General features: G+C 65.3%; 13 protein-coding genes and 1 tRNA gene. 7 read left to right on the top strand and 7 right to left on the bottom strand.

The annotated features are described in order from the left end of the window. Positions 1-29 precede the first annotated feature (29 nt). A complete protein-coding gene (locus ABIA45_RS26900; protein WP_157286465.1) occupies positions 30-512 on the bottom strand; it encodes a MaoC family dehydratase in 483 nt (160 codons plus the stop codon). 270 nt (positions 513-782) lie between these two features. Here ABIA45_RS26900 and ABIA45_RS26895 point away from each other — a divergent pair, with 270 nt between their 5' ends. Beyond that, positions 783-1,697 (top strand): DMT family transporter, encoded by a 915-nt coding sequence (locus ABIA45_RS26895; RefSeq protein WP_157286464.1) that lies wholly within the window; start codon positions 783-785, stop codon positions 1,695-1,697. 180 nt (positions 1,698-1,877) lie between these two features. On the opposite strand, the gene ABIA45_RS26890 is transcribed toward ABIA45_RS26895, so the two are convergent. The 3 genes from ABIA45_RS26890 to rplU form a co-directional block, all read right to left on the bottom strand. Further along, positions 1,878-2,471, bottom strand: coding sequence for a GNAT family N-acetyltransferase (locus ABIA45_RS26890; protein WP_225130783.1), 594 nt, complete (start codon positions 2,469-2,471; stop codon positions 1,878-1,880). A gap of 162 nt (positions 2,472-2,633) precedes the next feature. Then, positions 2,634-2,903 (bottom strand): 50S ribosomal protein L27, encoded by a 270-nt coding sequence (gene rpmA / locus ABIA45_RS26885; RefSeq protein ID WP_025032812.1) that lies wholly within the window; start codon positions 2,901-2,903, stop codon positions 2,634-2,636. A gap of 102 nt (positions 2,904-3,005) precedes the next feature. Then, positions 3,006-3,392 carry a 50S ribosomal protein L21 gene (rplU, locus tag ABIA45_RS26880; RefSeq protein ID WP_157286462.1) on the bottom strand — a complete coding sequence of 129 codons (387 nt, stop codon included), beginning with the start codon at positions 3,390-3,392 and terminating at the stop codon, positions 3,006-3,008. Positions 3,393-3,724: 332 nt separating this feature from the next. On the opposite strand from rplU, the gene ABIA45_RS26875 reads away from it, so the two are divergent. After that, positions 3,725-4,852, top strand: a complete 1,128-nt coding sequence (locus ABIA45_RS26875; RefSeq protein WP_157286461.1) for an ROK family protein — start codon at positions 3,725-3,727, stop codon at positions 4,850-4,852. A gap of 174 nt (positions 4,853-5,026) precedes the next feature. Here the strand turns inward: ABIA45_RS26875 and ABIA45_RS26870 are convergent, their stop codons facing one another. Then, positions 5,027-5,890 carry an alpha/beta fold hydrolase gene (locus ABIA45_RS26870; RefSeq protein WP_404654423.1) on the bottom strand — a complete coding sequence of 288 codons (864 nt, stop codon included), beginning with the start codon at positions 5,888-5,890 and terminating at the stop codon, positions 5,027-5,029. Positions 5,891-6,050: 160 nt separating this feature from the next. On the opposite strand from ABIA45_RS26870, the gene ABIA45_RS26865 reads away from it, so the two are divergent. Then, positions 6,051-6,140: transfer RNA gene (locus ABIA45_RS26865), tRNA-Ser, on the top strand. A 36-nt stretch (positions 6,141-6,176) separates the two neighbouring features. On the opposite strand, the gene ABIA45_RS26860 is transcribed toward ABIA45_RS26865, so the two are convergent. After that, positions 6,177-7,088, bottom strand: coding sequence for a LysR family transcriptional regulator (locus tag ABIA45_RS26860; RefSeq protein WP_404654422.1), 912 nt, complete (start codon positions 7,086-7,088; stop codon positions 6,177-6,179). A 110-nt stretch (positions 7,089-7,198) separates the two neighbouring features. Between ABIA45_RS26860 and ABIA45_RS26855 the strand changes: the two genes are divergently transcribed. Then, complete coding sequence (locus tag ABIA45_RS26855; protein WP_404654421.1) at positions 7,199-8,839, top strand: FAD-dependent oxidoreductase; 1,641 nt, start codon at positions 7,199-7,201, stop codon at positions 8,837-8,839. Positions 8,840-8,887: 48 nt separating this feature from the next. Beyond that, entirely contained in the window at positions 8,888-9,865 is a 978-nt protein-coding gene (locus tag ABIA45_RS26850; RefSeq protein ID WP_404654420.1) for a Bug family tripartite tricarboxylate transporter substrate binding protein, read from the top strand. A gap of 208 nt (positions 9,866-10,073) precedes the next feature. Here the strand turns inward: ABIA45_RS26850 and ABIA45_RS26845 are convergent, their stop codons facing one another. Continuing rightward, the gene (locus ABIA45_RS26845) at positions 10,074-10,976 is read right to left on the bottom strand and encodes a LysR family transcriptional regulator (RefSeq protein ID WP_404654419.1); all 903 of its coding nucleotides are present in this window, start codon (positions 10,974-10,976) and stop codon (positions 10,074-10,076) included. A 92-nt stretch (positions 10,977-11,068) separates the two neighbouring features. Here ABIA45_RS26845 and ABIA45_RS26840 point away from each other — a divergent pair, with 92 nt between their 5' ends. After that, on the top strand, positions 11,069-12,130 hold the full coding sequence (locus ABIA45_RS26840; protein ID WP_404654418.1) for an aldo/keto reductase: 1,062 nt from the start codon (positions 11,069-11,071) through the stop codon (positions 12,128-12,130). Positions 12,131-12,207: 77 nt separating this feature from the next. Continuing rightward, on the top strand, positions 12,208-12,723 hold the full coding sequence (locus tag ABIA45_RS26835) for a nuclear transport factor 2 family protein (protein ID WP_404654417.1): 516 nt from the start codon (positions 12,208-12,210) through the stop codon (positions 12,721-12,723). Positions 12,724-13,025 lie beyond the last annotated feature (302 nt).

Raw genomic sequence — 13,025 nt, 5'->3', positions numbered from 1 at the left:
GGCTGAATTCCGCGAATTGGACCCCTTGCTTAACCCGCCGGCCGCCGCCGGATCAGGAATTTCTGCGTGCCCTCCAGCACCAGCTCCTTGCGCTGGTTGAACACGGTGCTGCGCAGCGTCACCACGCCGGTGCTGCGCCCCGGCACCAGCTCGGTGACTTCGAGCGCGGGATAGATGGTGTCGTCGGCGAACACCGGCTTGAGGAACCGGCTCGACTGCTCGAGGAAGCCGACCAGGGAGTCCTCGACCATGAACGGAAACAGGCCGGCGCCGGGCGCGGTATGGATCAGGGTCTGGAAGCCGTGGGCGAGCAGATGCGGCATGCCGCGGGCGCGGCAATATTCCAAGTCGTAATGCACGGGATGGGTGTCGCCGCTCGCGGTCTGGAATGCGGCGAACACTGCCGAGGTTTGGGTGCGGCTCGGCAGCACGAAACGTTCGCCAACGACGAAATCCTCAAACCAGCGTTGCGTCGGGATCATGCGATGCCGGGTGGGATCGAAGTCGGTCATGTCAAAGCTCTCTTTTCGTCGCTGGGCGCTTATCGCTACCGCGATGCAAACAATGCGACAATCCGTTCAATTCGGCTTGCGCGGGCTTGCCGCGGCGGCTGCCGTCATTAAAACGACTGCAAGCGACTCTATTCGCCTGCTTTCGCCGCTCTCTCCCCGTCATTGCGAGCGCAGCGAAGCAATCCAGAATCCCTCCCCGGAAAGATTCTGGATTGCTTCGTCGCAAGAGCTCCTCGCAATGACGAGCCCCCGAACCTGCAACTCGTCGCAATGCCCCTGTTCAAGAATCTCTCCACCTATGACGATCGCTCCGCGCGCCTCGCCGGCATCGGGCTCATGGTGCTGTCGATCTTCATGTTCTCGTTCGGCGATGCCATGGGCAAGTTCCTGGTCGGGACCTATTCGGTGGGGCAGCTCTTGTTCCTGCGCGCCTGCGCTGCGCTGCTGCTGCTGTCGCCGCTAATCTGGACGCAGCGTCACCTGTTCCTGCATCTGGAGCGGCCGGGGCTGCAGCTGGTTCGCGTCGTGCTGTCGACGCTGGAAGTCGCGGCCTTCTTTCTCGCAACCGTCTATCTGCCGCTCGCCGACGTCATCACCTATTATCTCGCCGGCCCGATCTTCGTCACCGCGATGTCGGCAATCTTTCTGGGCGAGAAGGTCGGCTGGCGGCGCTGGACCGCGATCCTGATCGGCTTCTGCGGCGTCTTGATCGCGCTGCGGCCGTCGGCGCAGACCGTCAGCCTGCCGGCGTTGATCGCGCTCGGCGGCAGCCTCTCCTTTGCAACCCTGATGCTGATCACGCGCAGCCTGCGCAAGACGCCCGACATCGTGATGGCGTCCTCGCAATTCGTCGGCACCTTTTCGCTGGGCGCGGTGCTGTCGGCGTTCAACTGGGTGCCGCCGACGCCCGGCAGCCTCGTGATCTTCGCGCTCGCCGGATGCGTTTCGGTGACGGCGCTGTTCTGCGTCAACCGCTCGCTCAAGCTGGCGCCGGCCAGCGTCGTGGTGCCCTATCAATATTCGATGATCGTATGGGCGGTGATCTTCGGCTTCGTCGTGTTCGGCGACGTCCCATCCATCGCAACACTCGTCGGCGCCGCAATCATCATCGGCGCCGGGTTCTACATCTATCTTCGGGAGCGCGATCTGGGACGTGAGAGCGACGAGGTCAATCCGCCGGCGTAGCCACCCTCACAACGTCATCCCGGGGCGCGCAAAGCGCGAGCCCGGGATCCATACCCACAGGGAGCAGTTGAACGACGACCGGGAGTGGGCGCTTTGCCCCGCACTGCGCTCCGGGATTATGGATCCCGGGCTCGCGCTACGCGCGCCCCGGGATGACAATTGCGAGTGCGGCGCCTTCGCCTACCGCACCCGCCTCGCACTGCTCCAGCTCTTCAGCGAGGCCCACACGCCGCGCGAGAGGCGGAAGCAGTCGACGGGCGTCGAGGAGCCCAGCGCCAGGAAGCGGTGCAGCTGCACGCCGCTCCACTGGAAGCCGCACTTCTCCAGCACCTTGCGCGAGGCCGGATTGGTGACGCGCGCGCCGGCATAGAGATGCTCGTCCTCGAACTCCTCGAAGAAGAAATCGATCGCGCCGCGCGCCGCCTCGGTGGCAAAGCCCCGGCCCCAATGCTCGACGCCGAGCCAGTAGCCGAGCTCGGCATTGCCGGGCTTGGAGCAATCGATGCCGACCATGCCGACCGGCCCGCTGTCGTGCTCGATCAGGAACACGGTCTCAGCTCCGAGTTCGGCGGTGGCGCGGATGAATTCGGCGGCGTCGTCCTGCGAATAGGGATGCGGCAGGCGGCGCGTGTTCTCGGCGACACGGCGGTCGTTGGCGAGCCGGGCGATGGTCCTGACGTCGGCCAGCGTCGGCCGCCGCAAGGTCAGCCGCTCGGTGGCGACGACGCTGGGTCTCGCCTCGGCCAAGGTCACGCTCGAGAAATCCTGCAACATGTCCGGCTCCGTGAAAGTCACTAAGTCAAAGTGCAAAGAACAAAGTGAGCAAAGAAAAGGGGAGGCTGGTTTCCCGCCTCCCCTTGGAGCCTTCGATCTCTTGCGATCTCTAGGACTCCGCCGGTTCAGTCGGGACCGGCGGACTCCGTTTTTGTCCACCGTCTATTCAGCAGCCTCGGCAAGCGGGAGCACCGATACGAAGGTGCGGCCGTTGGCTTTGGCTTGGAACGCAACGCGGCCCTCGATCTTGGCGAACAGAGTGTGGTCCGTACCCATGCCGACATTGAGGCCGGGGTGCCAGGTCGTGCCGCGCTGACGCGCAATGATGTTGCCGGGCGTGACGATCTCGCCGCCGAACGCCTTGATACCGAGGCGCTTGCCCTTGGAATCGCGACCGTTGCGCGATGAACCGCCTGCTTTTTTGTGAGCCATGGCTCGTCTCCGAAATCCTGCGTAGTTCTAGGTCAATTCCTTGACGGAATCATTTCAAAACGTCGCACGCATCAATTCGTGAATTGGCGTGATCGATTTCCGTTACTCGGCGGCTTCCGCTGCCGGCTCCTTCGCCGCCTTTTCCTTCTTCGGACGCGGGCCCTTGGTGGGCTTGGCGCCGTCCGTCAGAATCTCGCTGATGCGCAGAACCGTGATCTCGTCGCGATAGCCGCGCTTGCGGCGCGAGTTCTTGCGGCGGCGCTTCTTGAAGGCGATGACCTTCGGTCCGCGCTTGTGGTCGAGCACCTCGACCGCGACGGACGCGCCTGCGACCGTCGGGACGCCCAGCACCGGCGTGTCGCCGCCGACCACGAGCACTTCATTCAGCTGCACGATCGAGCCGACTTCGCCTTCGATCTTGCCTACTTCGAGAACATCATCCGGCACGACGCGGTATTGCTTGCCGCCGGTTTTGATGACTGCGAACATCGTTCTTTCTCCGTGTTCAATCCCGGCCTCGGGACGAGCGTCGTCCGGGCCGGCTTTTTGTCAGTCGCTATGGTTTATGCGAGTCTGCGTGGGCGGGAATTATCCCTTTGAAAACCCAAGCAAAAACAAGCGGCGCGAGAAACGCCCCGCGCCGGCTGTGGGACTTATAGCGGCCAACAGCCGCAAGTCAAGGAAAACTGGGCGAAAACCGCCCGGATTTGAAGGCTTTGGCCGCGCTGAAAGCGCGCAGCCGAATCTCGGGTGGGCTTTGCAACAAACGGGTTCCCCCGCAGTTGTCCCGGCCGGAACAAGCAAGCGGGGCAAGGGCTCTCATGGCAACAGACGAACTGGTCAAAACAACGGGCATCGCCCAGCATGGCGCCGAACGGCTGCCGTCGGTCGACGTCGACAGCTTCAACATCGAGATCAAGGACGAGGACGGCTTTCTCGGCGACCGCGCCAGCAAGGGCGCCTTTCGCGACATCCTCGAGGAATGGCGCAAGCCGTTGCGCAAGAGCGGCGAGGATCCGTTCGGCGACGAGCCGTCCGACAAGATCAGCAAGAAGGTCTTGGATGCCGTTCTGGTCGGCGACGATACCGAGGCGACCGCCGTCGTGCACAGCGCGATCGAGGACTTTGCGCAGGAGCTCGCCTACGTCACGCGGCGGTTTCTCAAGACCAAAGCCTGGGCCAAGACCGAATGCATCGTGGTCGGGGGCGGCTTTCGCGCTAGCCGGCTCGGCGAGATCGCCATTGCCCGGGCCGAGATCATCCTGAAATCGGAAGGCTTCAAGGTCGACCTGGTGCCGATCCGCTTCGATCCTGACGATGCCGGCCTGATCGGAGCCCTGCACCTCGCGCCGTCCTGGATTTTCGAGGCCTATGACAGCATTCTCGCTGTTGACATCGGCGGGACCAACATCCGCTGCGGCGTCGTCGAGACCGGCTGGAAAAAGGCCCAGGACCTGTCGAAGGCCAAGGTGGTGCATTCGGAGCTGTGGCGTCATGCCGACGACGAGCCGACCCGCGAAGGCGCGGTGAAGCGGCTCACCAAGATGCTGAAGGGGCTGGTCACGCAAGCCGAAAACGAAGGCTTCAAGCTCGCACCCTTCATCGGCATCGCCTGTCCCGGTGTGATCGCTGCCAACGGCTCGATCGAGAAGGGCGCGCAGAACTTGCCCGGCAATTGGGAAAGCAGCAAGTTCAACCTGCCGGCGAGCCTCGTGGAGGCGATTCCCCAGATTGGCGGGCACGACACCGCGATCCTGATGCACAATGACGGCGTGGTGCAGGGTCTGTCGGAAGTGCCGTTCATGCAGCATGTCCAGCGCTGGGGCGTGCTCACTATCGGCACCGGACTTGGCAACGCGCGCTTCACCAACCGCCGCAAGGAAGGCAACGGCAAGGACCGGGATTCCACGGAGAACGGGAAGAAAAAAGGTAAAGCGGACAAGGAGTAACCTTGACCGGTTAGGTTAAGGACCGGATTGCGTTGCGGACCGCCCGCCGCACGCTAGGGTCGAATCGTCGCTTCCACTCGGCCGGCGAAGCCGCCCTTCACGGCCAGTATTTCAATGAGCGGCACGGGACCGCCAGTGTTTACCGCGTCTGGCGGTCCCACCCCGTTTTGCTCCTCAGCTCCACCCCACACGCTGAAAGAACGCGGCGATCTCGCGTGCCGCGCGATCCGGATTTTCCCGATGCGGGAAGTGGCCGACACCGGGAAACATCTCGAGGTCGAGATCGCTGAAGGTTTCGGACAGCCGGTCGGTCCAGCCAACGGGAAACAGCGGATCGTGCTCGGCCCAGCGCACGCAGGTCGGCACCGCGATCGGCGGCAGCCTGGGCGCCTCGCCTTTCATCATCGCCACGCGCCCGGCATGCGAGGCGCGGTAATGCGCAAAGCCGCCGGCGAGGTTGCCGTCTTTCAGGAAATTGTCCGTGAAGGCGTCCAGCACGTCGTCGAAGGCGTTTGTCCGGTGCGCCCAGCCTTTGAGGAAATGGCTGATATAGAGCCGGCAGCTCTCCCGGCTCGCACCGATGAGCTGTGGGGCCATCTCCATCTGGTGAAAGGACTGGTACCAGATGTGGTTGAGCCGATCGGGTGCCGCCATCCGCGCTCCGATCCCGGGATAGACGAAATCGAAGAAGAAGAGGCCCGTGAGCCGCTCTGGCGCCTGCCGGGCCAGCGGCTGCATGACAGCGCCGCCGACATCGTGGCCGACCACGCCGAATTGGTCGATGCCGAGCCGGTCCATCAGCGCCAGCATGTCGGCGGCATGGCCGTCCGGCCCGTAAGGTCCACCGGGCTTGTCGCTGTCGCCGAAGCCGCGGAGGTCGGGCGCGACAAGCGTGAACCGGTCCGAAAGCCTCGATATCACCGGCTCCCAGGTCAGCCAGAATTCGGGCCAACCATGCAGCAAAAGCAGCGGTTTTCCCTGTCCGGCGCGGACCAGGTGGAAATCGGCGCCATTGGCCGTGACAGTCAGGTGCTCCATGGCGGTTCCTCATCGCTTGAAAGGCCAAGGGGACGACAGGCGGGACGACAAGGGCTGAACCAGGCAGCGGATTTTGCTCTTTCGCGCCTTGTCTGGCCCGCAATCCTCGCCTATTAACGCCCCCAACCACAGGGGCCCAGCTCCTAATACGGCGCCTTCAGGAGAGGTGGCAGAGTGGTTGAATGCACCGCACTCGAAATGCGGCATAGGTGCAAGCCTATCGGGGGTTCGAATCCCTCCCTCTCCGCCAGCTCAACGACCAGCTTCCCGCAATAGCTCCGTCAAGTCAGCCTGATGCCGGTGCCGTTCGGCCCGCCAGCACCATCCGCGCCGTCGCCACGAAGGCCTGCGCCGCCGGCGACAGCGTCCGGCCCTGGCGCTGTAGCAGCGACACGGGCCGGGTGAGGGCGGGGCGCACGAGCGGTCTTGCGATCAGTGTCGGGAACTGGTCGGCTGGCAGCATCGTCGCGGGAAGGATGGCGAGGCCGAGGCCCTGCGCCGTCATGGCGAGCGCGGTGTTGATCAGGGTCACTTCATAGGTCGGATCGAGGCGCTTGCCCTGCGCGCTCAGGGCCTGATCGATCTGCATGCGGATGCGTGTCTCGCTGCGCATCGCGATGGTCGGCAGTTGCACCAGCTCGTCCCAGGTCAGGGAACGCCGCGCGGCGAAGTCCGCGGTGCGACGGCCGATTGCGCTGAGGCGGCCGCTCGTCAGCGTCTCGATCGTCATGTCCGCGAATTCGCCTTCCACGCTGCCGATCGCGAATTCGGCATCGGTCGTGCTCAGCCGTGGCACGAGATCGTCGGCGGCGACATCGCGCATGTCGATCTCGATGTCGGGATATGCGGCGCGGAATTTCGCCAGCACCGGGGGCAGCAGCGCCGATGCGGTGCCGGCCGAGGCGAGAAACACCACCCGGCCGGCACGGGCCTGCGCGAGATCGCGCATGCGGCGCGACAGGCCTTGCGCATCGCTCAGCATGCGCTCGGCGGCGGCGAACGCCTCGTCGGCGGCCAGCGTCGGCTGCACCGAACGCGTGGAGCGGTCGAACAGCTTGACGCTGACCTCGGCCTCGAGCTGCTGGATCAACAGGCTCGCCGCCGATTGCGTGATGCCGAGCTCGCGGGCGGCCCGCGTGATGCTCCGCGTCCGATACACGCCGGTGAAGACCCGCAACTGGCGCAAGGTGACATTCATAGGGAGATCTCATGAATTGATGAGTTCTTTCCGACTTATCGCATAAACGGACCTGCAATAAAATGCATGCTGTGCGGGCAACGAATCCCGCGGCGATGAAGGAAACAAGCATGAGAGCGCAAGTGCTGGTGGTGGGCGCCGGGCCCGTCGGATTGACCGCCGCGATGGATCTCGCATCGCGCGGAATCGACGTCGTCGTCGCGGAAATCCGCCACGCCGGCGATCCGCCCAGCGTCAAGTGCAATCACGTGTCGGCGCGCTCGATGGAGATTTTTCGGCGGCTCGGAATTGCCGCCCGCTTACGCGATGCGGGGCTCCCTGCGGACTTTCCCAACGATTGCTCCTATCGGACCACGGCGACCGGGATCGAGCTTTGCCGCATCGACATTCCCTCCCGCGCGCGCCGCTACAGCGCGACCGGCGGCCCCGACACCTGGTGGCCGACGCCCGAGCCGCCGCACCGGATCAACCAGGTCTATCTCGAGCCGATCCTGTTCAGCCATGCCGCGGCGCAATCACGCATCAAGATCCTGGCGCGCACGGAAATCACAGACATCGCGCAGCACGACGACCATGTCGTCGCGCTGGCGCGCGATCTCGACAGCGGAAATTCGCTCCGCATCGAAGCCAGCTTCGTGATCGGCTGCGACGGCAGCCGATCCCTCGTCAGAAAAGCCATCGGTGCCAGCCTGTCCGGCACGCCGGTGATCCAGCGCGTGCAGTCGACCTTCATCGAAGCGCCGCAGCTGAAAGAGCTGATGGGGGCGCACAAGCCGGCCTGGATGGTGCTCTCGCTCAATCCGCGCCGCTCCGGCACCGTTGTTGCCATCGACGGCCACGACCGCTGGCTGATCCACAATCATCTGAAGCCGGACGAGCCCGAGTTCGACTCGGTCGATCGCGACTGGGCCATCCGTGCCATCCTCGGCGTCGACGAGCGCTTCGAATACCGCGTGCTCAGCAAGGAGGATTGGGTCGGACGGCGCCTCGTGGCCGACCGCTTCCGCGACCGCAGGGTCTTCATCTGCGGCGACGCCGCGCATCTGTGGATGCCCTATGCCGGCTACGGCATGAATGCCGGCATTGCGGACGCCGTCGATCTCTGCTGGCAATTGGCGGCGCATCTGAACGGCTGGGCGCCGGCTGCGATTCTCGATGCCTATGAGGCGGAGCGCCAGCCCATCACCGAGCAGGTGTCGCGCTTTGCGATGGACCATGCGATGAAGATGATGGCGCAGCGCGGCGGCGTGTCCGCCGAGATCGAGGATGACACGCCGCGCGGCCACGCGGCGCGCGCGGCACTGGCGAAAGCCGCCTACGATCTCAACGTGCAGCAATATTGCTGCGCCGGCCTCAACTTCGGCTACTATTACGACGCCTCGCCGATCATCGCCTATGACGGCGAGACGCCGCCGCCTTACGCGATGGGCAGCTTCACGCCCTCAACCGTGCCGGGCGCCCGCGCGCCGCATTTGTTCCTGCGCGACGGACGCTCGCTCTACGACGCCTTCGGCCCCGGCTACACATTGCTGCGCTTCGATCCGGCAATCGATGTGACGCAGCTGCAAGACGCTGCAAGGGCGCGCGGCGTGCCGCTCGCGCTGGTCGACATTGCGCCGGAGGAGGCGAACGGCGCCTATGCCGAGAAGCTCGTGCTGGCGCGGCCCGACCAGCACATCGCCTGGCGCGGGCAGTCCGCGCCGGAGAACCCGGTTGGCCTGCTGACGCGCATCACTGGCGCTGCGGCGTAAGACGACGAACAAACCGACTTACAAGAACAGAATCGCAAGGAGGAGACCGTGTTTCACGTTGCAAGACGCCGCATCCTGGCCGCGCTGACGGCCGCTTCTTTCGCGATGTTGCCGCTGGCGGCCCAAGCCGCCTATCCCGAGCAATTGATCAAGATCATCGTGACCTTCCCGCCCGGCGGCAGCGCCGACACGGTCATCCGCGCGCTCGAGCCGCTGGTCACCGCCGAGCTCAAGCAGGGCCTCGTCATCGAGAACCGCGCCGGCGCCGGCGGCAACATCGGCATGGCCGCGGTCGCACAGTCAAAGCCCGACGGCTATACGCTCGGCGTGGCGCCGGCCGGCGCGCTGACGGTGAATCCGCACCTCAATGCCGCGATGCCGTTCGCGCTGAAGGATCTCGCGCCCATCACCCTGCTCGCGGAAATCCCCTTCGTGCTGGTCGCATCCGCGAACATCCCGGCGCGCACACCTGCGGAGACCATCGCGCTCGCCAAGGCGAAGCCGGGTGGGCTGTCGATCGGGCATGGCGGCAACTCGACGGCGATGCATTTGACCGCCGCGCTGTTCACGCACAGAAGCGGGATTGCGATGGAGCTGGTGCCGTATCGGGGGACGGCGCCCGCGGCGGTCGATGTTCTCGCGGGCCACGTCCCCTTCGCGGTGCTGGATATTCCGGCATCGCGACAATTGATCCTCGAGGGCAAGCTCAACGCGATCGGCGTGTCCTCGGCGCGCCGCCTTGCGTCGCTGCCCGATGTGCCGACTCTGGCCGAGAGCGGCCTTGCCGGTTTCGAATCCGTCGGCTGGTTCGGGCTCGTTGCTCCCGCCGGCACGCCTGCGGATGTCATCGCCCGGCTGAACGATGCCTTCACCAAGGCGCTGAAGGATCCTGTCGTGGCGGAAAAGATCCGGACTCTCGGCGCGGAGCCTGCGCCGACCTCGCCCGAGCAGTTCGGCCGCTTCATTCAGGACGAAAGCGCGAAATGGGGCAAGCTGATCAGCGAGGCCGGCATCAAGGCAAACTAGAGCTGACTGGCCTTAGGAATCGATCGCCACCGGCTCGGTGCAACCTCTCCCGCTTGCGGGAGAGGTCGCGCCGCAGGCGCGGGTGAGGGCTTTCTCCTCTTGGGGGCTATCCCATTGCGGAAACACCCTCTCCCCGGCCCTCTCCCGCAAGCGGGAGAGGGAGCGCACCTTCGTCCTTGCAGCGATCGAGCCTCGCTTCATCCAGACGCTAGCGCTTTCCGCCCGGCCGATAACGCACGTGATCGACCAGCGCGCGCAGCTTCGGCGGAAGATTCCGCCGATCCGGAAAGTAGAGGAAGAAGCCGGGGAAGAACGGGCAGTATTCCTCCAGCACGGATACCAGCTCTCCTCGCTCGATATACGGCTTGAACGTCTCTTCCATGCCGAATGTCAGGCCGCCTCCCGCGCAGGCGGTCCGCACCATGACCCACATGTCGTTCGTCGTGATCCTCGGCTCCACCGCGACGTCGAACTCGCGCCCCCCTTCCGCAAATTCCCAGCGGTAGGGAGCGACGTGCGGCGCCGGCCGCCAGCCGATGCAGCAATGCTGTGAGAGCTCGCGCGGGTGCGAGGGCGCGCCGAACCGCTCCAGATAGGCGGGAGCTGCCACGACCAGCTGGCGCTGGTCGCCCGAGACAGGCACGGCGATCATGTCCTGCTCGATCACTTCGCCGAGCCGGACGCCGGCATCAAAGCCCTCGGCCACGATGTCGAATTCCTCATCGGTCACGGTGACGTCGACCTGCACGCCGGGATGAGCCTGCGTGAATTCAGCCAGCAACGGGCCGCGGATGAATCGCTCGGCGATCGATGAGACGGCGAGGCGGAGCTGCCCGGTCGGCTGCGCGTCCCGGTCGCGGGCGCCATTGATCGCCTGTTCGACCTCGGCGACCGCCGGCGCCACACGCGCGTGCAAGCGCATGCCGGCTTCGGTCAGACTGACGCTGCGCGTCGTTCGCTGCACGAGAGCTACGCCCAGCTGGTCTTCCATGCGCCGGATGGCCTGGCTCACGGCGGATCGGGTCACCCCCAGCCGCTCGGCGGCGCCACGGAAGCTCTTGGCTTCCGCGACCGCGATGAAAACGGCGACGAGGTTCAGGTCGGTGGTCATTGGTTAGTTATGTTTACCACCCCAGTCATCATTGGCCAACTTCTCCTACCCCTCACCGGGGACTATCTCCGGGCCATACGAAGGAGGCTCTGATGACGTCGCTGGATCAATACCGCCTGCTCGGCCGCTCCGGCCTGCGCATATCTCCCCTTGCCCTGGGCACGATGACCTTCGGGACCGAGTGGGGATGGGGCGCCGATGCCGCCGAGGCACGGCGGATCTTCGACCTCTATGTCGACCGCGGCGGCAATTTCATCGACACCGCGGTGAACTACACCAACGGCGCGTCCGAGCGCCTGGTCGGTGAATTCGCCCGCGGCAAGCGCGAGCGTCTCGTGCTCGCCACCAAATTCACCATGGCGCGCGACCCCGGCAATCCCAATTCCGGCGGCAACCACCGGCTCAACATGGTTCGTTCCGTGGAGCAGAGCCTGCGGCAGCTCGAGACCGACCGCATCGACCTGCTCTACCTCCACGCCTGGGACGCGACGACGCAGCCCGATGAGGTGATGCGCGGCCTCGACGATCTCGTGCGCAGCGGGAAGGTCCAATACGTCGGCATCTGCAACACGCCGGCTTGGCGCATTGCGCAGCTGCAGACGATGGCAGACCTGCGCGGCTGCTCGCCCTTCGTTGCCCTGCAGATCGAATACAATCTGGTCGAGCGCACCGTCGAGCACGAGCTCATCCCGCTCGCGGCGTCTCTTGGCCTCGGCGTGCTGCCCTGGTCGCCGCTCGGCGGCGGCGTGCTCACCGGCAAGTACACAAGGGCCGATCTCAGGGATTCCCAGGAGAGCGCCGTCGGAACGACACGCGCCTCGATCATCGCGTCATCAGGCCTGCTCAACGAGCGGTCGCTGGAGGCGGCCGAGACGGTGCGATCCGTCGCCTGGGAGCTCGGCGCGACGTCGTCGCAGGTGGCGATCGCCTGGACGCTGGCCAATCCCGCGGTCACTGCGCCGGTGATCGGGGCCCGCACGCTGGAGCAGGCGGAAGACAATTTTGGCGCGGTCGGAATCACGCTGTCGCCTGAGCACATGGCGCGCCTCGACCAGGCCACCGCGCCCGATCCTATTTTTCCCGGCCGTTTCCTGCGCCGCCCGATGGTCGAGCAGCTCATCTTCGGCGGCGCCGCCGTCGCGCGGCGCGGCTAGGCCGAGCGACAACGCGACCAATGGCGCGTGCATCACTTCGGGGCAGACGACATGTTGCACCAGAAAGGGAGACACCAATGGCAACCCTGCTTAATCGCGCACTTGCGTCCTGCGTCTACGCGGTCATCGTCACGGCTTCCACCCTGACGACGGCCGCACCTTGCGGACAGGCCAATTCGGTGCAGGACGACAACAAGCGGATCGTCACCGACGCCTTCGATCGCTGGGCGGCGGGAGGAACCACCTTCTTCAACGACCTGCTGCACGACAACGTGGTCTGGCGCATCAGGGGATCCGGTCCAAGCGCCGGCGAATTCCGAGGCCGCGATGTCTTCATTGATCGCGCGGTCCGCCCGTTCGCCAGCCGGTTGTCGACACCGGTCCGTCCCACAGCCGTGAGGATTTTTGCTGATGGCGACCACGTCATCGCGCATTGGGAAGGCAGCGGCGTGGCGCGCGACGGCAAGCCTTACGCGAACAGCTATGCGTGGATCCTGCTCATGCAGGACGGCAAGGCGGCGGAGGTCACCGCCTATCTCGACCTCGCACCCTATGACGACGTCCTGCGGCGCATTCCTGCGCCGGCGCAATAGCCCGGCTGCGGGGAGGGGAGTCATCGCAAACGAGAGTGATATCGCTTGTGGCCATCCTTCGAGACGCCCGCCGTTGGCGGGCCCTCAGGATGAGGACCGAGTGCGTGGCGCTGGTTTCAGCGGGCTCCGATGCCCGCTTAGCCTCATCCTGAGGAGGCGCGTCAGCGCCGTCTCGAAGGACGAGGCGCGCGCTCAGCTCGCGCAAGGAGCCCTATGCGATAGCCCCGCCGCGAGCAGGAGCTTGAACCCATCGCCCGCACGATCCGACCTAGCATTGCCCCGCCATCCGGCGGGCGCCAGGT

Origin of the sequence: Bradyrhizobium sp. USDA 336 (genome assembly GCF_044908355.1) — a bacterium.
Taxonomy (GTDB): Bacteria; Pseudomonadota; Alphaproteobacteria; order Rhizobiales; family Xanthobacteraceae; genus Bradyrhizobium; species Bradyrhizobium yuanmingense.
This window is presented reverse-complemented; position numbering and strand designations above follow the sequence as displayed.

Coding starts and splice junctions, on each gene's coding strand:
- rplU (WP_157286462.1), bottom strand. CDS start 3,392: ATGTTCGCAGTCATCAAAACCGGCGGCAAGCAATACCGCGTCGTGCCG.
- rpmA (WP_025032812.1), bottom strand. CDS start 2,903: ATGGCTCACAAAAAAGCAGGCGGTTCATCGCGCAACGGTCGCGATTCC.
- ABIA45_RS26855 (WP_404654421.1), top strand. CDS start 7,199: ATGAGAGCGCAAGTGCTGGTGGTGGGCGCCGGGCCCGTCGGATTGACC.
- ABIA45_RS26860 (WP_404654422.1), bottom strand. CDS start 7,088: ATGAATGTCACCTTGCGCCAGTTGCGGGTCTTCACCGGCGTGTATCGG.
- ABIA45_RS26890 (WP_225130783.1), bottom strand. CDS start 2,471: ATGTTGCAGGATTTCTCGAGCGTGACCTTGGCCGAGGCGAGACCCAGC.
- ABIA45_RS26900 (WP_157286465.1), bottom strand. CDS start 512: ATGACCGACTTCGATCCCACCCGGCATCGCATGATCCCGACGCAACGC.
- ABIA45_RS26895 (WP_157286464.1), top strand. CDS start 783: ATGCCCCTGTTCAAGAATCTCTCCACCTATGACGATCGCTCCGCGCGC.
- ABIA45_RS26840 (WP_404654418.1), top strand. CDS start 11,069: ATGACGTCGCTGGATCAATACCGCCTGCTCGGCCGCTCCGGCCTGCGC.
- ABIA45_RS26875 (WP_157286461.1), top strand. CDS start 3,725: ATGGCAACAGACGAACTGGTCAAAACAACGGGCATCGCCCAGCATGGC.
- ABIA45_RS26835 (WP_404654417.1), top strand. CDS start 12,208: ATGGCAACCCTGCTTAATCGCGCACTTGCGTCCTGCGTCTACGCGGTC.
- ABIA45_RS26870 (WP_404654423.1), bottom strand. CDS start 5,890: ATGGAGCACCTGACTGTCACGGCCAATGGCGCCGATTTCCACCTGGTC.
- ABIA45_RS26845 (WP_404654419.1), bottom strand. CDS start 10,976: ATGACCACCGACCTGAACCTCGTCGCCGTTTTCATCGCGGTCGCGGAA.